This is a genomic window from Paenibacillus liaoningensis, assembly GCF_059609455.1.
In genome coordinates, this window is sequence record NZ_JCAALU010000003.1 from 217,333 (window position 1) to 238,129 (window position 20,797).

Below are 20,797 nucleotides of genomic sequence, written 5' to 3' on the forward strand. Positions count from 1 at the left end.
ACAGTCTCTAAGCTCTATTATACGCTATTTCGCTGCTACAAACGGTTTATCTTGCGATACAGCCAGCTGATACAAATAAATGCCGGTGCCATCGCCGATTGCATAGTTCATAATGCGCTTATTCACCGGAACAAGCTCGGAGCGGTATAGAGTCGGGAATACCGGAACCTGATCGACCATATACTGCTGCCATTCTTTATAAATGCCTTTGCGTACCTCTACATCAAAGGCTTTCTCCGAGACGCCCTCGGCAAGCAGCCTGCTATTCTCCTCCGTCTCAAAACGCGGGAAGTTATAAATCGCATCTTTGCCATATAGACCAGCTGGGTCTACATCGATGCCAACAGACCACGCCGCCTGGTAAACATCAACCGCAGGATCGTCGTCGCCATTGTTGCCTACACGGTCATAGAAGGAATTGAACTCGACCATTTCCAGGTTGACATTAAGGCCGATTGCCGCCCATGATTGCACATAATAACGGGCCAGCGGCTCAGCAATATCTCCGCCTGTCATCGAAATAAAGTTGATGACCAGCTCGCTGCCATCTGGATTGGTGCGGAATTCGCCGTTTAATTTGTAGCCCGCGTCGTCCAGCAGCTTTTTCGCCGCTTCCGGATCATAGGTTACGCCTTTGTTGGTGGAGTCATGGAACTCGGGGTGGGACGGCGGAATAAGTGTCGTCGCATTCCAGCGCAGGCCGTGATAGAACTTTTTGCCGACCGCATCATTGTCCACTGCCTGCCACATCGCCTTGCGCAAATTCACATCGCCCATTTTCGCCTTGTCATTCGGCTTAACGACTTTTGCTTCTTTATCCCATGTACCAAGCTTAAAGCCGACATACGTATACGCGCGATCGATCGTGCCGAGGAATTCGACGTTCGACATGCCCGCATTGTCCGGATATTGGTCAACCGGGAAGGAATCGACGAGATCAACGCCGCCGCTCTCAAGCTGCTGCACAACCGTCGTCTGGTTGATAACCTTCAGCACAACCTCATCAAGAGCGGGCTCCCCGCGCCAGTAATCGGTATTTTTCTCAAATACAACCGACTCGCCTGGTACAATTGATTTCACTTTAAAAGGTCCGAAGCCGATCGGCTTCTCGCGCACTTCCTTGGACGCGGAAATTTTCGCTACATCCATATCGCCAAAAATATGCTTCGCCAGCGGATAATTCCATACACCGCCCGTTAACAGGGACGGGGTGGATTGAATGTACGTAATTTGCAATTGTTTTTCACTCAGCACCTTAATGCCGGAAATTGTCTTTGCCTTGCCATCATGAAACTCCGTCATGCCTTCGATATTCGTAAAATTGGAATCGTAACGCGGGCCATCATAGGCTTTATTTCCGATTACTTCATGCGCAAACAACCAATCCTCCGCCGTCACCGGCTTGCCATCCTGCCAATTGACATTGTCGCGAATGGTGAAGGTGAACGTGCGCCCATCCTCGGAAACCTCATAGGTTGCCGCGCCGTCATTCGTATAGACGTAGTTGGCATCCCAAGTCAGCAGCCCTTCATCGAACCACTGCAAAACCATCGCATCCGGGTTGCCCGAATAGAAATTGTAGTTCAGCGTACCTTCAAATGGCGTATCGGACACCAAGCCGTAAGTGACGGAGCCGCCCTTCAGCGCCGTTCCTTCATTAATTTTCACCTTGTTAAAATCCTCAATGGAATAAAGACCGTCATCTTCAGCTGGTGCTGCACTTGCACTAGCCGCAGGATCGGCGCTCGCTCCAGGACTTGCGCTCTCGGCTGCCCCACTTCCGCCATTTGATGTACATGCCCCCAGCATTAGCGCGAGCACAAGCATCAGCGAAACGAATACATACTTTGTCCCCTTACCCTTTCCCATTACACCATCTCCTCCTTTTATTAACCTTTTCTTTGCCTTGCGTCCGTCGCACGCTTTAGCGCTTGACCAACATTATTTATACTCAACATCAATACCAAGATCAGCACTGACGCGGGTAACCAGATCCACCATCTGCTCTCCAGGGTTTGCGGGTTTCTCGCATAGCTGACTAAGGTACCGAGGCTCGGCGTACTTTCAGGAAAGCCAAAGCCAAGAAAGGAAAGGCCGGATTCAAGACCGATGTTCGCTGCCAGATTCAGCGTCATCGTCACAATAATGATGGAGCTGAGATTTGGCAGCAGCTGCGTAAACATGATTTTCAAATGGGAGGAACCGAGCGTTCTGGACGCTTGAATGTAATCCAGCTCCCGCTCCTGCAGAGCCTTCGACCGAATCAGCCGGGCAATGCCCATCCACAGAAATGCCGTCATAATGAGCGAAAACGAAACAATGCTGTATTTGGGCACAGCGGTCACGAACGCAATCACGATCATGAGTGTCGGCAAAATCATAAAGAAATCGACGAAGCGCATAAACACATTGTCCACGCTGCCGCCAAAATAACCTGACAGCAGCCCAATCAGGATGCCGATAATCCCCGTCATCAGCGTCACAATAATGCCGATGGACAAGGAGTTGCGCGTGCCGATAATCAGCTGCCCGAATACATCCCGCCCGCCATAGTCCGTCCCCAGCCAAAAATCGGCGGAAGGCGGCTTGTACAGCGAGAACAAATCGACGGTTACGATCTGCTTCTGATCCAGCACAAGTGAAATGCCGTACACAAAGACGATAACGAGTCCTAGAAAAAGAAAGGAAGCAAACGCCACCTTGTCGCGGACAATTTCCCGCCAGATGATTTTCCAGCCGGAGGGGCTTCGGTCCGCCTCGGCGGTTGCAAGCTTGCTCATAGTTTAAGCCTCCCAACGCGCTTATTTGATCCGAATCCGGGGATCGACGATGCTCAAAATCAAATCCGAAATTAAAGCTCCCAAAATCGATGCGAGCCCATACAGCAGCACCAGCGCCGTCACGACGCTGAAATCCCGCAAGGAGATGGAGCTTAGAAACAGCTGGCCCATGCCGGGATAGCTGAAGATGCTCTCGATAAATACAGTGCCGCCGATCAAGCCCGTAATCTCATAGCCGAAAAAGGCGGCAATCGGCAGCAGCGAGTTGCGCAAAATATGGCGGTTGTAGACGCGGGACTCCGAAGCCCCCTTAGCCCTTGCGGTCAAAATAAAATCGCGCTGCTTCGTATCAATAATTTCGCTGCGCAGCAGCTGCACCGTCGTCACGGTCGTAATCAGCGCCATCGATAGAGCCGGGAGCAGCAAATGATAAATTTTGCTAAATACATAAGCAGCTGTGCCAGGCTCTACTCCCGGCTTAACGCTGCCGCCTGTAGGGAACCAGTCAAAGTGGAAGCCGAACAGCCACAGCATAACCAAGCCAAAAATAAACAGCGGCGCAGCAAAGCCCAAATAGGTATAGCCCGTAATGAGGCGGTCCGCCCAAGTATCGTTGTAGCGGCCGCTGGTAATACCAAGCGGAATCGCGATTAGATAAGTCAAAATCAGCGTCGCGACCGACAGCCAGATCGTATTGAAAATGCGCTGGCCAATGAGCTCGGACACGGGCATTTTGAAGCGGAACGATTGTCCAAAGTCGCCCTGGAGCGCATGGACCATCCAGTTCCAGTACTGCACATGCCACGGATCGTTCAGACCAAGCCGCTCGCGCTGCGCTTCCAGCGCCGCAGGATCAAGGCTCGGATCAACAAGGCCTGTGAGCGCATCGCCGGGCATCGCTTTAGCGAGCAAAAAAACGAGAATGCTAAGTAAAAATAATTGCGGAATCATAATGAATATACGGCGAACAATCGTTTTCCACATCGCTATCCACCTTTCCCAGGCAGAGCTACTAGATGCGTGCTTGAGATCGGCCTTAATGAATAGGCCAGGCCCTCTTCGTCGAAATAGTCTCTGTAGGCTTGATCATATTCGGCTTTTACCTCTGCTCTAAACTGTCGCTGTTTCTCTCTTTGTGTAGGGTCGATATCAGGAATGGCTGCAAGGAGCCTCTTGGTGTAAATATGCTGAGGGTTATGAAAAATATCTGAGGTTGTGCCTTGCTCAACATGTCTGCCCTTGTACATAATGCCGATGTGATCGCACATATGCCGGATAATGCCAAGGTCATGGCTGATAAACAAGTACGTGAGGTTTAATTGCTTCTGGATGTCCTGCATAAAATTAAGCACCTGCGCCTGTACGGATACGTCCAGCGCCGATACGGGCTCGTCGGCAATGATCAGCTTCGGCTTTAAGGCAATCGCCCTGGCGATGCCGATCCGCTGCCGCTGGCCGCCGGAAAACTCATGCGGATATTTGTAGATCGTCTCTGCGCTTAAGCCCACTTGCTCCAGCAGCTCGCGCACGCGCCGCTTCTCCTCCTGCTCAGACAGCCGCTCGAAGTTGCGCAGCGGCTCCGCCACAATGTCGATGACGCGCTTCTTCGGGTTAAGCGAGGAATACGGATCTTGAAAAATCATTTGAATATCGCGGCGGGCATTCAGCAAGCCGCGCTTGCCGCCTTCGTTCAAGTCCTTGCCTTCGAATATGACGCTGCCGGACGTAATCGCATTCAGGCCGATAACCGCCCGCCCCGTCGTCGTCTTGCCCGAGCCGGACTCGCCAACGAGACCGTAGGTGCTGCCCTGCTCAATGGACAAGCTTACGCCATCTACCGCTTTGACCTCGCCAACCGTTCTGCCGAATAAGCCGCCGCGAATCGGAAAATGCACCTTTAAATCCTTAATATCAAGAAGCGCCATAGTCAGCCCCCTTCCCGTCCACTTTAGGAAAATAAAAAGTCCGATAGCAGGTGCAGCGGACGAAATGACCGGGACTTACTTCGTGCATCGCAGGCTCCGCCTCATGTGCCGCCTCCTCCATCCATGGAATGCGGGAGCGGAAGCGGCAGCCCTCGCGGGGCAGCTTCTGCAAGGAGGGCACAATGCCCTGAATGACATGCAGCCGAGACTTCTCAGCACTGGCCGCCGGGATCGAGCTGAGCAGCGACTTCGTATAGGGATGCTGCGCATTTGAAATGAGCGTATAAATATCGGCGATTTCCACGATCTGTCCCGCATACATAACGGCTACGCGATCCGCCATTTCCGCCACAACTCCAAGATCATGGGTGATGAGGATAATGCCTGCGCCAATATCACTCTTCAGCTTGCGGATCAGCTCCAAAATTTGCAGCTGGATCGTCACATCAAGCGCCGTCGTCGGCTCATCGGCAATGAGCAGCTTCGGCTCATTGGCAATCGCAATCGCAATGACGACGCGCTGCCTCATTCCGCCGGACAACTCATGCGGATATTGCTGATACGTGTGCTCAGGGCGGGGAATGCCTACCTTATCAAGCAATTCCAGCACCTTCGCCTTGCGCTGCTCCGCCGTCAGCTTGTCGTTATGGAGCAGCAAAGCCTCCTCAATCTGGCTGCCAACAATCATGAGCGGATTGAGGGCAGACAGCGGGTCCTGAAAAATCATGCCCATCTCCTTGCCCCGCAGCTTGTTTAATTTGCTTGGAGGCAGATGAGCCAAGTCCTGCCCCTTATAATAAATATGCCCTTCGATTTTCGCCCGCGTATGGAGACCCATAATCGAAAAGGCCAATGCGCTTTTCCCCGAGCCGGATTCGCCAACAATCGCTAAAATTTCATTTTTTCTGACCGTTAACGTAACGTCATCCACTGCTGCATAATAGCGGTCAGCGATCCGAAAGGACGTCGTTAAATGCTCCATTCTCAGCAATTCCTCACTCACATTTAATCACCCTAACGAATTATAATTTCGAGCGTTAATTAAATTGATAATTCTGAAAATAATGACGGGCTTAGCTCGGCATTATCAGGCGAATCTAGCTGTTCGAATGTGACATCATGGGACTCAATCTATGTCACATTTTATATCATTAAGAATAGAGTTACAATACTTTTTATTTATCTTTCTCTCTTTTTTTAACATCTAGTTCGGTTTACGAGAAAAAGTTAGTCAAGTATTAACATATTAGAGGGGATAATATTTATTTAAACCCTTAAATAAATATTCACACCTATAAATTAATTATATAATTAATTCAATATATTTTTTAATTATAATTCTTCCTGAATTTAGATATTGTGCGTTTTTCATAAAGAAATAACGAAATTCCACTTCGCGACGACAGGAAAAAGTTGTAAATTTAGCTGAAAAGATCATATTTTATCAATTACGGCTTCCTGATCTTTATTCGCAAACATGCATAAATGCAGCAAGCCCGCTCAGCCCGCACAGAAAAAGGCTGGCATCCACCTCGGGATGCCAGCCTGCTAAAATTCTATTTTGTTCATTCTGCACCTTGTTTGCCTATCTCTCACTCCAGGCAGAGCCTAGAGAAAAATGAGCAGCAGGATACCGGCGACAAAGCAATAATAGGAGAAATATTTCAAATTGCCGCGCGCCATAATGTTCATGAACCAGCGCATAGAGAAATAGGTCACGATTAAGGTCGCGATAAAGGCAATGAGATAAGGAATCATCAGCGAAGTACGGTTAGGATCATTCGCGATATCCGAGATGCCCAGCACCAAGCCGCCCAAGCTAATCGGTATGTACAGCATAAATGAAAACCGCAGCGCCGTCTCCTGCTTCATGCCGACAGCAATCGAAGTAATGACCGTTGAGCCGGAGCGGCTAATACCGGGAATGAGCGCGACCGCCTGCGCCAAGCCTACAATTAAAGCGTCCTTGAACGTCAGGTCGCCATCCCGCTTGCGTCCTCGCAAATTGCGGATAAGCCAGAGCGCCACACCCGTTACGAGCAGCGATATCGCCACCGTACGGACAGAGGAGAAATAAGACTCAATTTGATCCTTGAACAGCAGCCCGATAATGACGGCAGGCACCGTCCCAATGACGACATACACAGCGAACAGGAAGTCGCTTTTGTAAGCCTTGTCCCGTGTTCTCATATATTTGATAGTGTTAACAACTAGCCGATTAATATCCTGGCGAAAAATGTAGCCAATCGCAATCAGCGATGCCGTGTTCGTTAAAATTTCAAATGCCAGCCCTCGCTGTTCAACGCCGAGCAACTGCTGGGCAATAATTAAATGTCCGCTTGATGATACAGGGATAGGCTCTGTAAAGCCCTGAATAATACCGAGAATCAAATACTTCAGCCATAATACGAAATTGTCCATACCGTCTCCTTTTTTGCTTGTATTTACCTCCCCTATCATAACGCACCCTAGTAAAAATGATCAAATCTCCTAAGTTGCCCGCTACTCGCAATCATGGTATATTGACCCTAATTTCCAATGAAACGGCATGAGTCATTTTTAGTTGCAAAAGGGGGCAGCCTCAACGACTATGAAAATCGAGCGAATACTTCCCGAGCCTATTGAAAGCTTTCCCTATCAAACAGCGGCGGCTGGCGGCGGGACCTTCCCTGCGCTGCTGCCCGTCTATCAGGGCTTTGTATCTGGACTGCCAGAGCGTATAGATGCCCTGATAGTCACCTCCGATTTGCAGGGCGTTGCCATCGATGATGGATGCGAGGTTCAGCTGGGCGAGCTGCTGCCCGAATATTTAGCGCTATTAATGGCGATTGAATTTCCCCATCTTTCCCTACAGCGTATGGTCGCTCTGTTGTGCGGCGATTTATATGGAGATGCTGGCAAAAGGGGCAGCAGCGGCAACCCCCTTCCCGTCTGGCTCGCTTTCGGTGAAACATTCGGCTGGGTCGCAGGTGTACCCGGCAACCATGATATAATGGAGTCTGCGCATATGAATATGCTCGCCGCTAGCGATTGCATGCATCTCATGGACCTGCCAGCTTTGACCGAAATATTAGGACTCCGCCTTGCCGGTCTAGGCGGCATTATCGGACGAGCGGACAAGCCTAATCGCATGTCCCAGCACGATTATGTGAAGTGGCTTCGCAAGCTTATTATGAAGCAGCCCCACGCTTTGCTTTTGCATCAGGGACCGGATGAGCCGGCACTTGGACTTGAGGGGAACAGCGCCATTCGCGCTGCGCTTGAACAACTGCCAGAGACGCTCGTTTTTTGCGGGCATTCGCACTGGGAGCTTCCCTATGCCACGCTTAGCAATGGAAGCCAGATTTTGAATGCGGATGGCAAGGTTTTCATCCTGCTGCCCGCTTAGTTGAAGCACTGCTTTTAGCTATTCTTATATATACGCCAACAGAGGAGAGGTTTCGCATTGAAGCTGGTTTCATGGAATGTTAACGGGCTGAGAGCCTGTGTGAATAAAGGGTTTAATGATTATTTTGCCGAGATGGACGCGGATATTTTCTGCCTGCAGGAGACGAAGCTTCAGGAGGGGCAAATTTCGCTGGAGCTTGGCGAGGCGTATTCGGACTACTGGAACTATGCCGTGAAGAAGGGCTATTCCGGTACGGCTGTGTTTACGAAAAAACCGCCGCTTTCCGTCCGCTACGGCATTGAAGAAAACGAAGAGCCGGAAGGCCGCATTTTGACGCTGGAATTTGAAGGCTTCTATTTAGTTAATGTATATACGCCTAATGCCAAGCGCGATTTGCTGCGGCTGGACTATCGACTGGAATGGGAGGATCGCTTCCGCACTTATTTGCAGCAGCTTGATGCGGTGAAGCCCGTCATTGTCTGCGGCGATCTCAACGTCGCCCATCAGGAAATCGATCTCAAAAACGCCAAAGCCAACCACGGCAATTCCGGCTTTACCCCGGAAGAACGCGGCAAAATGACCGAGCTGCTGGCGGCCGGTTTTATCGACAGCTTTCGCCACCTCTACCCAGACCGTACCGATGCCTATACATGGTGGTCCTACATGCCCAAGGTTCGCGAACGGAACGTCGGCTGGCGGATTGACTATTTTCTGATCTCAGAGCGACTAGCTCCGCTGCTGAAGGATGCGGCTATTGATTCCGCTATTTTGGGTAGCGATCATTGTCCGGTACTGCTAAGCATTGACCTTTAATGAAGAAATAATAGTTTGAGCCGTCAAATTCTGCTTGCAGATATTGACGGTTTTTTTGTGTTTTTCTTTTTTATTTCAACATTATTCGACGTTTTGCTACTTCATTCTTTTCAATTAGACACATCCGTTCAGAATCGGTTCAGCCCTAAAAAGTAAAATGAAGCTAAGCATCTTACTATTCGTAACAAGGAGACTCGGACAAATGAACGATAATTGGCGCAAAATGACCGCATTATCCCTGAAAAAGGGCCCCACTCTTTTTGTTTGTGCTGCAGTATTGGGAACCACCTTGTCACTATCTGCTCCGGCATATGCAATTCCAGAACCTTCGAACTACTTTCTTCCTGTAGTAAACAATGATCTGCACTGGGTTAAAAATGATTCCAATGCGAATGCGGGAATGGGATCAACCATTAACGTTTATGGCAGCTACTTCTCATTGGATTCACAGAAGCTCTTCCCCCCATCAACCGTCATAACGATGTTAACTGCTACTTCCAGCGATACAAGCGTCGCGTCTGCGAACGCTTATTTGCCCAACTTTGAGATGGAAATATTCGGCCCGGGAACGACTGAAATCAGGGTTGAAGGCGTTACCTCTGAAAATGAAAAGCTGACCGAACACTTTCGCGTGACGGTAGACCTCTTCGCCGATACGAATAAAGACGGCATGATTACGTCAGCGGATGCCTTTCACATCTTTCGGGAGCTCAATAGAAATTCCACCCTTACTCCCGGAGACTTCAATTTATATGATATCGACCGCGACAGATCCGTAACGGCAGCGGACGCTTCCGCCTTAATGGACCTCTACACTGGCAAAACCGTTCTAGACTCGTCTAAAAAATATATCGTCACCTTAAGCGCCATTGACGATGCTCCAGCTATATATAACGGCTCTTTAAGCGCGGATACATGGGCACCAGGCCAAACGGTGACCGCGGAATACAGTTATTTTGATCCTGAAAATGACTTCGAAGGCAATAGCCGCTTTAAATGGTTCCGCGGCCTGCAAGCAGATGGCTCGGACCGTACGGAAATCATAGGCGCAACGTCGAACAGCTATACTCTTCAGCAAACCGATCTCAATTATTATGTTTTCGCAGAAGTGACGCCAGTTGCCGAATCCGGCGATCTGCTGACGGGCGAAACTGTCCTATTGAAGCCCGATTCTATCGTATTGAGTGCTACTCCTATCATTGTTAGCCTTACACCCGAAAATTACAGTGTAAATGTCGATAGAAATGCTGATATTGTCTTCACTTTTGATAGAGAGGTTACGGCTGTTCCTGGTAAGCACATTCGTTTTTATCATTCTGGAATAGACAGCTTTGTATTAGACTATCTTGCCAATGATGATTACAATATTGAGGTTGTTGGGAAAACCGTCACTATTAAACACCTAGCTGGAAAACTGTCATACGGTACGCACTTTGTTCTTTTCATTGATCATGGTGCCTTTAAAGATGCAAACGGTAATGATTATGCAGGCTTCGATCAAGGAGAATGGGAATTCACTACCAACTACCCGAGCTAACTCTGCATTAGCCATTGATTTTTCAACAAATAATCAAGTTTCATCCATCTACTTACTTTCATGGAGGTTATTATGCAACCATTCTTGAGACAAGCTCCTGCTAAACGCTTTCTGCTGCTCATGCTGAGCTGCCTGCTCGTATTGCCAGCTTTTTTTGTCCCTTCTGCCGCACATGCTGCATCAGACGCCCCTACTAAGGTTACGATTACGAATACCAATGTGACAGCCGGACAATCAGCAACCGTGCCCGTCATGCTCACAGATCCAGGAGACGGCGTCGGCGCTTACAATATGCAAATCGACTTCGATCCTACCGTGTTAAGCATCGTCAGCATTACGCCTACACATGGTGAAGTGGCGCCAGAAAACGGCGCTCCATCAGCTACTGGCTATTTTCAGTCCAACTTTGACAATACGGCGGGCTGGGCACGCGCCATCTGGATAGACTCTACGGGCGGAGACTCGCGCATTAACGATCCTGTCCAACTGTTCGCTATTGAGGTTAAATCGCTCAGCAGCGAAACGACAGGAACGTATCACCTGACTGTAGATACGACGAACGCTGAGAAATGGGCGTTCTACCGCAGCCCATCGTATACGACGCCTTCTACCGTTGATGGCGGAGAAATCGTCATTTCGAAGGCCAACTCAGGATCTGGTTCAGGTTCAGGTTCAGGCTCTTCAGGCGGAGGTTCCACTACGACTCCTGCTACAAGCACGCCAGCTCCGACAACTACAACAACTCCGGTTATTGTATACATCGACGGCAAGGAGCAGCAATATGCAACGGCTCAAACCTCTGTGCAGAACGGCCGCAAAACGGTACAGCTGGACGTAGACAATGACAAGGTTCTTAAGCAAATCGACACAGCAGGCATTAAAGAGCTCGTGCTTCCGATTCAAGACAGCACAGTCGCTGTCGTCAACGGAGGCTTGAACGGCCAACTGGTGAAGGAGCTGGAGAAACGCGGCGCAACCGTTAAAATCGAGACGCCAGCAGCAACCTACACCTTGCCTGCGAGCGACATCAACATTGATGCGATTTCCGCACAGGTCGGTACAACGGTGAAGCTGTCCGATATTAAAATCATCATCTCTATTACCGCAGCAGACAATGCAACCATCAATACTGTACAAAGCCAAGCGTCCAAGCAAGGCGTAAGCGTCGTTGGCGCTCCGGTAAACTTTGAAGTCATTGCGCAGTACAATGGACAAAACATCAGCATTGGCCAATTTAATCATTATGTAGAACGCTCGATCGCTCTGCCTGCCGGCGCAGGCGGCTCGAAGATGACAACGGGCGTCGTGCTTGGCGAAGATGGTACGCTGCGTCATGTGCCAACCTATATTTCCGTAACGGGCAGCACGTATTTTGCAAACATCAACAGCTTGACGAACAGCAGCTATGCGGTCGTCTATGCGCCTGCTTCGTTCAAGGATGTTGAAAATCACTGGAGCAAAAATGACGTCAACGATCTCGGCTCCCGCCTGATCATGAAGGGCGTATCGAGCACGGAGTTCGCACCGAATGCTTCCATTACACGCGCTGAGTTTACAGCAACCCTGCTGCGCGCACTTGGTATTCACAAGGCTTCCGGCAGCACTTCGGTTTCCTTCTCCGATGTAAAGGCAGGCAGCTGGTATGAAAATGAAGTGAAGCTTGCTGTAGCAAACAAGCTGATCAGCGGCTATTCGGACGGAACCTTCCGTCCAAACGGTTTGATTACCCGTGAAGAAGCGATGATTATTTTAAACCGCGCTCTTGCGATTACAACTTTGCCAACCGTCAGCGATGCTGCTGAAATCGACAGCCTGCTGGCTGTTTACGAGGACAGCTCCTCGGTGTCGGGATATGCGAAAGCCGCTGTTGCCAGCGCTTTGAAAAACGGCATTGTGCAGGGAGCTGACGGTTCCCTGAACCCAGATTCCAACGTGACCCGTGCCGAAACGGCTGCTATTGTGAAGCGCCTGCTCGTCAAGGCTGGCCTGATTAACGGCTAAGTTGCTAGCAAGCTTGTTATAAAGCTGTAAGATTCTGAGCTTGGAATCTTACAGCTTTTCAAACTCAGCTGCTTGAATTAGACAAGCTATTCGGAATAAAGGAGACTTAAGACAAATGAAGCATTCTTTGCGTAAAATGGCTGGTTTTTCACGAAGCAAAGGTCCCTCGCTATTGTTGTGCACCGCTGTACTAGGAACAAGCTTGTCATTGTCAACCCTGGCGCATGCAGCATCTGGACCATCGAACTACTTCCTACCTGTTGTAAACAACGATATTCAATGGGTCAAGCCTACTTCTAATTACAGTCCTGTCCCTAGCTCGGGATCGCAGATTATTACGTACGACTCCTCCATTATGCTGGATACGACGAAGCTGTTCCCTCAGGCAGCCATCATCACTACGTTAACCGCTTGGTCCAGTGATACAAATGTCGCATCGGTTAATGTGCAGTTGCCTTATATAGACGTTGAAATTTTAGCTGCTGGAACGACTGAAATCAGAATTGAAGGCGTTACAGCCGGAAATGAAAAGCTGACCGAGCATTTCCGCGTGACGGTAGACCGCTTTGCGGATACGAACAAGGATGGCATGGTTACAGCAGCGGATGCGTTCCTGATCGCTAGAGAGATAGACCGGAATACCGTCCTGACCCCAGGCGACGCCAATCTGTACGATATCGACCGCGATGGCAGCATCTCCATGGCAGATGTCGCGGCTCTGATGAATCTCTACACCGGGAAAACCGCCCTTAACTCAACTGAAAAATATATCGTCACTTTAAGCGCCATTGACGATGCTCCTGCTGTGTACAACACTTCCTTAAGTGTCGACTCATGGGTGTCTGGCAAGACGGCTACTGCGCAATACAGTTATTTTGACGCCGAAAATGATGCCGAGGGCAATACCCGCACGAAATGGTTCCGCGGTACTCAAGCTGACGGCTCTGACCGGGTGGAAATCATCGGTGAAACGGCGACTACTTACAGCCTTCAGCAAGACGATGTCAATTATTATGTGTTCGCAGAGGTAACGCCGGTTGCCGCATCAGGCGATCTGCTGACGGGCCAGGCCGTCCTCTTGAAGTCAAATGCTGCCGTAGCAAGCGCTGCTCCTTTCATTGTAAGCCGCACCCCTGTAAACGGAAGCGTCAATGTCAATCAATATGACGATATTGTTTTTACATTTAATAGAGACATTTCCGCCGTTGCTGGTAAAGAGATCAAATTTATTGATACCTCAACTAACAGTGAAGTGCTGAGCTTTCCAGCCGACTATCCGGCTCACGTTATCATTAGCGGAAATACGGTTACCCTTAGCGGTTTAACCATTTTCCTGCCATCCGATACACAATTCAGCATTATCATCGATGATGGCGCCTTCGAAGATATCGATGGAAATGATTTTGCAGGCGTCTCACTTTCTGAATGGATGTTCACAACCCAATATGTAGGTTAACAGTGTCAAGACTATCAAAGGTCAAAATACCCAGGCCCCACACATCTACCCTTACTATCATGGAGGTTATTATGCAACCATTATTGAAGCAAGCTCCTGCAAGACGCCTTCTGCTGCTCATACTGAGCAGCCTGCTCGTATTGCCAGCCGTTCTTCTTCCAGCTGCCGCACACGCTGAATCTAGCGCCCCTGCGCAGGTTACGATTACGAATACCCGAGTTGCAGTTGGACAATCAGGAAGCGTGCCTGTCATGCTGACGAGTGCTGGCGATGGCGTTGGTGCTTATAACATGCAAATCGATTTCGATCCTGCTATTTTCAGCATCGTCAGCATCACGCCTACCTATGGCGAAGTTGCTCCAGAAGACGGCAGCCCCTCTGATACGGGCTATTTCCAGTCCAACTTCGACAATACGGCTGGCTGGGTCCGGGCGATCTGGATCGATTCCACTGGCGGAAACTCGCGTATTCATGACCCGCAGCAGCTGTTTACTATTGAAATTAAAGCGCTTAGCAGCGAAACGACAGGAACTTATAATTTGACTGTTGATACGTCCAAAGATGAAAATTGGGCCATTTACCGCAGTTCCTCTTATAAGGTGCCTTCTACACTGGCAGGCGGAGAAATTGTCGTTTACAAGGATTCTCCAAATAATCCAGACCCAGGCTCCGGCTCCGGCTCGGGCGGCGGTTCCACAACACCGACACCTGCTACAAGCACACCGGCGCCGACAACAACATCGACACCGGTCATCGTCTACATCGACGGCAAGGAGCAGCCACAATTTGCGACTTCGAAGTCTTCTGTACAAAATGGACGCAAATCGGTGCTGCTTGAAGTAGACAACGATAAAGTGCTCAAGCAAATCAGCACTTCCGGCATTAAAGAGCTGGTGCTTCCGGTTCAGGATACTACTGCTGCTATCGTGACTGGCGAGCTGAACGGCCAACTGGTGAAAGAACTGGAAGGTCGCGGTGCTTCCGTTAAAATTCAAACGCCTACGGCTACTTATACACTGCCTGCGAGCGATATCAACATTAACAGCATTTCCGCACAGGTCGGCGCTTCGGTTGCCCTGTCTGATATTAAAATCACGATTTCCATCACAACAGCGGATAGCTCAGCGGCAAATGCAGTAAAATCCCAAGCCTCCAAGCAAGGGCTGAGCGTTGTTGGAACGCCAGTTGACTTTGAAGTCATCGCGCATTACAACGGCAAAAGCATTGTCGTTAACCAGTTTAATCATTATGTAGAACGTGCGATCGCTCTTCCTGCCGGCTCTGACGGCACAGCGATTACAACGGGCGTAGTGCTTGGTTCTGATGGCACCTTGCACCATGTACCGACCCATATTTCCGTTACGGGCAGCACGTATTGGGCGAGCATCAACAGCTTGACGAACAGCAGCTATGCGGTCGTTTATACCCCGGCTTCGTTCAAGGATGTTGAAAATCACTGGAGCAAAAATGACGTCAACGATCTCGGCTCCCGCCTGATCATGAAGGGCGTATCGGGAACTGAATTTGCACCGAACGCTTCCATTACTCGCGCTGAGTTCACAGCAACCTTGCTGCGCGCACTCGGCATCCATGCCGCTTCCGGCAGCACAGCGGTTTCCTTCTCCGATGTGAAGGCAGGCAGCTGGTACGAAAATGAAGTGAAGCTCGCGGTTTCGAGCAAGCTGATCAGCGGCTATTCGGACGGCACCTTCCGTCCAAACGGCTTGATCACTCGTGAAGAAGCGATGATTATTTTGAACCGCGCCCTTGCGCTTACCTCACTAGCACAAGTCAGCGATACCGCTGAAATCGACAGCCTGCTGGCAGCCTACCAAGACAGCGCATCGGTATCAGCTTCGGCTAAAGCCGCAGTTGCTGCTGCTTTGAAAAACGGCATTGTCCAAGGCGCCGATGGCGCTCTGAACCCGGATTCCAATGTAACCCGGGCAGAGACCGCTGCTATCGTGAAACGCCTGCTTGTCAAAGCTGGTCTAATTAACGGTTAAGCTTGATCTGCATGATTTCAATCCGGCTGCAAAATTCTATCGCTAGAATTTTGCAGCCTTTTCCTTCGACTTATTTCGACAATAAGATTCAGAATCCGTTCAACCGCTTGTTTTACAATAAAGGCAATATCTCATCAACCCTCTTATAAGGAGAACTGGACGAATGAATAATTATTGGCGTAAAATGACTCATTTCTCCCGCAGCAAAGGACCTGCGATTATTTTGTGCGCGACTATGCTGGGGACCGCTCTGCCACTGCCAAATGGAGCGAATGCCACTCCGGCCACCTCCAACTTTTTCACCCCGATCGTCAACAAGGATATTCCCTGGATTAAGCCTTCCTCGGATTCTACCACCCCATTTGGTGCGGCTATCGAGCATCACGGCTCCCGTATTTCCTTGGATGCAAGTGTGCTGTTCTCCGGTGTTGCTGGCCTTTCCCAGCTGACAGCCTCGTCCAGCGATTCCGCCGTTGCTACGGCAAATGCTTATCAGCTTTATACAGAATTAGAGATTATATTGGCGGGGACAACTACGATTACGCTTGAAGCGCAAACCCCAACGCTTGAAAAACTGACGGAGCAGTTCCAGTTGACCGTAACCCGCATCGGGGATACGACTGGCGACGGTGTTGTCACTGCTGCGGACGCCCTGTACATTATGAAGGTCGTGAACAGCGGCGCTGTACTGACGCCGGAAGAGATTAATCTGCTCGATATTAACCGTGACGGCGTTGTCACCGCTGCGGACGCAACCAAGCTGCTAAGCAGCTATGCGGGCAAAGGCTCCTCGGCAACCAGCTCCAATTACATCATCACGCTCAGTTCTATCAACGATGCTCCTGTGCTGCACGGCGCTTCGCTCGCTGGCTTGCTGAAAGCAGGCGAAATGATGACGGTGCAATATAATTATTTTGATGCTGAAAATGACGCCGAAGCCGCTTCCCGCTTCCAATGGTACCGCGGCACGCAGGCAGATGGCTCGGACCGCACGGCCATTGCCGGCGCAACTTCGCCAGCCTATCCCGTTGCGTCTGAAGACGTCGGCTTCTACTTATTTGTAGAAGCTACACCAGTTGCGGCGGCAGGCATAACTGATGGCCGATCCGTTATGCTAGCGACCAGCACGGTAGTGCCAGATACGTCCGCGCCTTATATTCAGAGCCGGGTTCCGGCCCATTCAGCGGGCGAAATTAGCGTAGCTGCCGATTTGGAGCTGACAATGAATAGGCCCGTTACAGCTGTTTCCGGTAAAAAAATCTATATTACAAATACGGCGAATCCGCTTGATGTTTTGGCCTACGATGCAGACGATGCTAGTCATATCATCATAGATGGCAAAAATATATCGATTAAGCATGCCGATCTAGGCAGCGAGACAAGCTATTCCATCACGATAGACGCTGGCGCATTCATCGATCAGGCGGGCAATACCTTTGAAGGCATCAGCAGTTCTTCAGCTTGGAGCTTTGCAACTGCCGATGTCGCCGCTCCTCTGCTCGTGCAGACCTCTCCTGCAAATCAGGAGCCGAACTATGCTTTGTCAGCCGAGCCTTCCCTGTCCTTTAACGAGGATATTGTTCCGGTCACAGGCAAAAAAATTACGATTCGGCAGGCCTCAGACGATACGGTCGTGCAAACCTACATCGTATCTGAATCAGATCAGGTTACGATTCAAGGCGGTAAAGCGATTCTCCATCCCTCATCACAACTTTTTCAATTCACGAGCATAACTGCTTATTACGTAGAGGTTGAGGAAGGCGCATTTACAGATGTGCATGGCAATGCATTTGCAGGCATCAGCGATGATGCAGCCTGGACGTTCCTGACCGCAGATGCGCGGACGTTAACTGCTGTCGATCTTGAGGATTTGACGGAGGATCAACTGCGAGCTTCAAGCGGGGCTATTTTCGCTGTCGCATTAGAGGAGGATACGTTCGATTCGGCGGCAAACACGGGCGACTTTGAGTTGAACCATGCTCCACAAGGCATGACCATACTCGATGTGTCGCATTTATCCCCCAATGAGATTTGGCTATCGGTAGATTACGATGGCACCGACTTTGATACGGATATTACAAACTTCAGCATTACAGCCAAGGCAAGCGCTTTGACCAGCGGACGCACACTTAAGACTATTGACATGCTCATTAGCGCAACGAATGAGCTGGAAATTACCAGCCTGTCTCCTGCTAACCATGAGCTAAATACGAATAAAAATTTGACGCTTTCGCTTACGTTTAATCGGCCCGTTACAGCGGCAGCAGGCCAAACGCTTACCGTGTATAAAGCATCAGACGATACCGTTGCCGCCAGCATCGCCCTCAATGACCCATCCCAGGTGACGTTCAGCGCCAATATGGCAAATGTCCAAGTTGCCGGGCTCTCAGGCGCGACCGCCTATTATGTAAAGTTTGCTGCCGGAAGCTTTAAAGACAGCAATGGTCTGGCATCGACGGGTATGACCTCGAAGACACAATGGACGTTTACAACCGCTGCCGACGCTTCGAGCTTTACAACCTCGCCAGTTTACATTGCCGAGTTTTTACTTGAGAATCAAAACCGGTCAGCCGTCGAAATTTATAGCAACAGCAGTGACCTTACAGGCTATAGCTTGTTTGTTTACGGCCGCAATTCTACCAATGGGCAGTACTACGAGAAGGAGCTGGCGTTTCCTTTCCTCATGCCCAACAATATTACCGTTATTATAGACACAGCATTTTATGATTTTATGGATATAACTTCAGCTGTTTATTTTAATTTTGAAGATAAGTTTGCTCCAGAATGGAATATTACGGTGAGCGGCCTTGCTCTTAAGAAAAATGGCGTGGTCGTTGATGTAGCTGGCGATATCAGCTCAAACGGAGCTTTAACCAGCACCCTGTTCCCAAGCGGCGGTACAATGGTCCGCAAGTTGGGTCAAATCGGCAAGAGCTTGTACGATACCAGCCAGTGGTCCTATTATCCTAAAGGGACGTACGAGTATATGGGTCATCACACGCCGTAAATGACGATAATACTGTAAGGATGGCTTGCACTGCCTTGAAAACCAACACGGTGCTAAGCTCATATAGCTAACGGCATCAGGCTGGAGTCCGTTCTGGGGACGGCTCCGGCCTCTTTTTTTGCTCCGCCCAAGGTGAAACGGCTGTCGCCGTCCTTTGGCGGCACGGCGCGTTTCATTCCGAGAAATAGAGAGGAAGGGCGGAAAAATCAGCTCCTTCCCTATATTTCAAGGTGAAACGGCTGTGGCCGTCCTTTGGCAGCGCGGCGCGTTTCATTCCGAGAAATAGAGAGGAAGGGCGGAAAAATCAGCTCCTTCCCTATATTTCAAGGTGAAACGGCTGTCGCCGTCCTTTGGCAGCGCGGCGCGTTTCATTCCGAGAAATATAGAGGAAGGATGGAAAAATCATACTTTCTCTCTATTTTGAAAAAAAGCTTGCCAACCTTCACCGAACTAGGTAGAATCGACAAGGATTATAGACGTAGAACACTCGGGAGGATCAATGGTTTATGAAAAACCGTAATGCAATTGGAATTATGGATCGCCCTCCGCTAGGGCAGAGCCTGATGCTGAGCTTGCAGCATCTATTCGCCATGTTCGGCTCCACCGTGCTTGTGCCGAATTTGCTCGGCGTCGATCCGGCTGTGTGCCTGCTTATGAACGGAATCGGCACCTTGCTTTATTTATGGATTTGCAAAGGCAAAATCCCCGCTTATCTCGGCTCCAGCTTTGCCTTTATCACTCCTGCCGGAGCGGTAATCGGCCAGCATGCAGCTGGTGAGCCGGGCAATTATGCCGCAGCGTTGGGTGGTTTTATTGCCGCAGGCGTTATTTTCACACTTGTCGCCTTGATTATTCATTATGCGGGAACGGGCTGGATTAACGTCGTTTTCCCTCCTGCGGCGATGGGCGCGATTGTCGCGATTATCGGGCTGGAGCTCATTCCGGTCGCAGCGAAAATGGCTGGCTGGATTATGCCGGACAACTATAAAGACCCGGCAAACTGGACGATGGACGGTTCAACGGTCGCATTGTCTACCATTACGCTGGCTATAACCGTGTTTGGCTCGGTGCTGTTCCGCGGGTTTATGAAGATTATTCCGATTCTAATTGGAATCGTGTCCGGCTATGTTCTTGCTCAATTTATGGGCATGACTGACTTTTCCGGCGTTAGTGAAAGCGGCTGGCTGCAGTCTCCTCAGTTTACAATGCCAGTCTTCCAGTGGGCAGCCATTCTTGCCATCGCTCCCGCTGCGCTCGTCGTCATTGCCGAGCATATCGGCCATTTGGTCGTGACGAGCAATATCGTCGAAAAGGATTTGTCGAAGGACCCGGGGCTGAGCCGCTCCATGCTGGGCAACGGTATTTCAACGATGATCTCCGGCTTCGTCGGCTCCACGCCTAATACGACCTACGGCGAAAACATTGGCGTACTCGCGATTACGAAGGTATATTCGACCTTTGTCATTGGCGGCGCTGCCGTCATCGCCATTGTGCTCTCTTTTTCAGGAAAATTCTCGGCGCTCATTTCGGGCATTCCGACTCCTGTCATGGGCGGCGTTTCCCTGCTTCTGTTCGGCGTTATCGCCGCATCCGGCTTTCGGATGCTTGTGGAATCGAAGGTCGATTACAGCAAGCCGACAAATCTGTTTCTGACAACGGTTGTCATGGTAACCGGACTCAGCGGCGTCACCATCAAGCTGGGCGATTTCTCCATCTCCGGCATGGCGCTTGCGACAGTCGTAGCGATTTTGCTAAGCCTGCTGTTCAAGCTGTTTGATGTGCTGAAGCTGTCCAACGATCATGAGGCATCGGGGCACTAGAACAAGCAGCAAAGCTCGAATTAACTATAAAATGACGCACAAACTAACCATAGTTTGATGCGTC

14 protein-coding genes are annotated in these 20,797 nt (G+C 50.0%); 8 read left to right on the forward strand and 6 right to left on the reverse strand.

The window, feature by feature from the left end:
- Positions 1–24 precede the first annotated feature (24 nt).
- The 6 genes from AC6B99_RS05475 to AC6B99_RS05500 all read right to left on the reverse strand — a co-directional run bounded on the left by AC6B99_RS05475 (position 25) and on the right by AC6B99_RS05500 (position 7,126).
- Positions 25–1,869, reverse strand: a complete 1,845-nt coding sequence (locus AC6B99_RS05475; RefSeq protein ID WP_496662936.1) for an oligopeptide ABC transporter substrate-binding protein — start codon at positions 1,867–1,869, stop codon at positions 25–27.
- A gap of 20 nt (positions 1,870–1,889) precedes the next feature.
- The gene (locus tag AC6B99_RS05480) at positions 1,890–2,780 is read right to left on the reverse strand and encodes an ABC transporter permease (protein WP_056033588.1); all 891 of its coding nucleotides are present in this window, start codon (positions 2,778–2,780) and stop codon (positions 1,890–1,892) included.
- Between the two features lie 21 nt (positions 2,781–2,801).
- Positions 2,802–3,764: an oligopeptide ABC transporter permease gene (gene opp4B / locus AC6B99_RS05485; RefSeq protein WP_496662937.1), complete on the reverse strand. Its 963-nt coding sequence runs from the start codon at positions 3,762–3,764 to the stop codon at positions 2,802–2,804.
- Positions 3,765–3,766: 2 nt separating this feature from the next.
- Positions 3,767–4,705 (reverse strand): ABC transporter ATP-binding protein, encoded by a 939-nt coding sequence (locus AC6B99_RS05490; protein WP_056033583.1) that lies wholly within the window; start codon positions 4,703–4,705, stop codon positions 3,767–3,769.
- Positions 4,692–5,708 carry an oligopeptide/dipeptide ABC transporter ATP-binding protein gene (locus AC6B99_RS05495; protein ID WP_494862592.1) on the reverse strand — a complete coding sequence of 339 codons (1,017 nt, stop codon included), beginning with the start codon at positions 5,706–5,708 and terminating at the stop codon, positions 4,692–4,694. Before AC6B99_RS05495 ends, AC6B99_RS05490 begins: the two co-directional genes overlap by 14 nt.
- Before the next feature lie 605 nt (positions 5,709–6,313).
- Positions 6,314–7,126, reverse strand: a complete 813-nt coding sequence (locus AC6B99_RS05500; protein WP_496662938.1) for an undecaprenyl-diphosphate phosphatase — start codon at positions 7,124–7,126, stop codon at positions 6,314–6,316.
- A 169-nt stretch (positions 7,127–7,295) separates the two neighbouring features.
- Here AC6B99_RS05500 and AC6B99_RS05505 point away from each other — a divergent pair, with 169 nt between their 5' ends.
- The 8 genes from AC6B99_RS05505 to uraA all read left to right on the forward strand — a co-directional run bounded on the left by AC6B99_RS05505 (position 7,296) and on the right by uraA (position 20,733).
- Complete coding sequence (locus AC6B99_RS05505) at positions 7,296–8,093, forward strand: metallophosphoesterase (RefSeq protein WP_494881847.1); 798 nt, start codon at positions 7,296–7,298, stop codon at positions 8,091–8,093.
- A gap of 57 nt (positions 8,094–8,150) precedes the next feature.
- Positions 8,151–8,906: an exodeoxyribonuclease III gene (locus AC6B99_RS05510; protein WP_496662939.1), complete on the forward strand. Its 756-nt coding sequence runs from the start codon at positions 8,151–8,153 to the stop codon at positions 8,904–8,906.
- Between the two features lie 202 nt (positions 8,907–9,108).
- A complete protein-coding gene (locus tag AC6B99_RS05515) occupies positions 9,109–10,443 on the forward strand; it encodes an Ig-like domain-containing protein (protein WP_496662940.1) in 1,335 nt (444 codons plus the stop codon).
- Positions 10,444–10,515: 72 nt separating this feature from the next.
- Positions 10,516–12,444: an S-layer homology domain-containing protein gene (locus AC6B99_RS05520; RefSeq protein ID WP_496662941.1), complete on the forward strand. Its 1,929-nt coding sequence runs from the start codon at positions 10,516–10,518 to the stop codon at positions 12,442–12,444.
- Between the two features lie 115 nt (positions 12,445–12,559).
- On the forward strand, positions 12,560–13,900 hold the full coding sequence (locus tag AC6B99_RS05525) for an Ig-like domain-containing protein (protein WP_494862604.1): 1,341 nt from the start codon (positions 12,560–12,562) through the stop codon (positions 13,898–13,900).
- A gap of 71 nt (positions 13,901–13,971) precedes the next feature.
- On the forward strand, positions 13,972–15,906 hold the full coding sequence (locus AC6B99_RS05530) for an S-layer homology domain-containing protein (protein ID WP_496662942.1): 1,935 nt from the start codon (positions 13,972–13,974) through the stop codon (positions 15,904–15,906).
- Between the two features lie 163 nt (positions 15,907–16,069).
- Positions 16,070–18,913 (forward strand): Ig-like domain-containing protein, encoded by a 2,844-nt coding sequence (locus AC6B99_RS05535; protein WP_496662943.1) that lies wholly within the window; start codon positions 16,070–16,072, stop codon positions 18,911–18,913.
- A 506-nt stretch (positions 18,914–19,419) separates the two neighbouring features.
- Positions 19,420–20,733, forward strand: a complete 1,314-nt coding sequence (gene uraA, locus AC6B99_RS05540) for a uracil permease (RefSeq protein ID WP_056033557.1) — start codon at positions 19,420–19,422, stop codon at positions 20,731–20,733.
- Positions 20,734–20,797: the final 64 nt, after the last annotated feature.

Bases quoted from the DNA above. Each gene is read 5' to 3' on its own strand.
- AC6B99_RS05475 (WP_496662936.1), bottom strand. From the start codon at position 1,869: ATGGGAAAGGGTAAGGGGACAAAGTATGTATTCGTTTCGCTGATGCTT.
- AC6B99_RS05480 (WP_056033588.1), bottom strand. From the start codon at position 2,780: ATGAGCAAGCTTGCAACCGCCGAGGCGGACCGAAGCCCCTCCGGCTGG.
- opp4B (WP_496662937.1), bottom strand. From the start codon at position 3,764: ATGTGGAAAACGATTGTTCGCCGTATATTCATTATGATTCCGCAATTA.
- AC6B99_RS05490 (WP_056033583.1), bottom strand. From the start codon at position 4,705: ATGGCGCTTCTTGATATTAAGGATTTAAAGGTGCATTTTCCGATTCGC.
- AC6B99_RS05500 (WP_496662938.1), bottom strand. From the start codon at position 7,126: ATGGACAATTTCGTATTATGGCTGAAGTATTTGATTCTCGGTATTATT.
- AC6B99_RS05505 (WP_494881847.1), top strand. From the start codon at position 7,296: ATGAAAATCGAGCGAATACTTCCCGAGCCTATTGAAAGCTTTCCCTAT.
- AC6B99_RS05515 (WP_496662940.1), top strand. From the start codon at position 9,109: ATGAACGATAATTGGCGCAAAATGACCGCATTATCCCTGAAAAAGGGC.
- AC6B99_RS05520 (WP_496662941.1), top strand. From the start codon at position 10,516: ATGCAACCATTCTTGAGACAAGCTCCTGCTAAACGCTTTCTGCTGCTC.
- AC6B99_RS05525 (WP_494862604.1), top strand. From the start codon at position 12,560: ATGAAGCATTCTTTGCGTAAAATGGCTGGTTTTTCACGAAGCAAAGGT.
- AC6B99_RS05530 (WP_496662942.1), top strand. From the start codon at position 13,972: ATGCAACCATTATTGAAGCAAGCTCCTGCAAGACGCCTTCTGCTGCTC.
- AC6B99_RS05535 (WP_496662943.1), top strand. From the start codon at position 16,070: ATGAATAATTATTGGCGTAAAATGACTCATTTCTCCCGCAGCAAAGGA.
- uraA (WP_056033557.1), top strand. From the start codon at position 19,420: ATGAAAAACCGTAATGCAATTGGAATTATGGATCGCCCTCCGCTAGGG.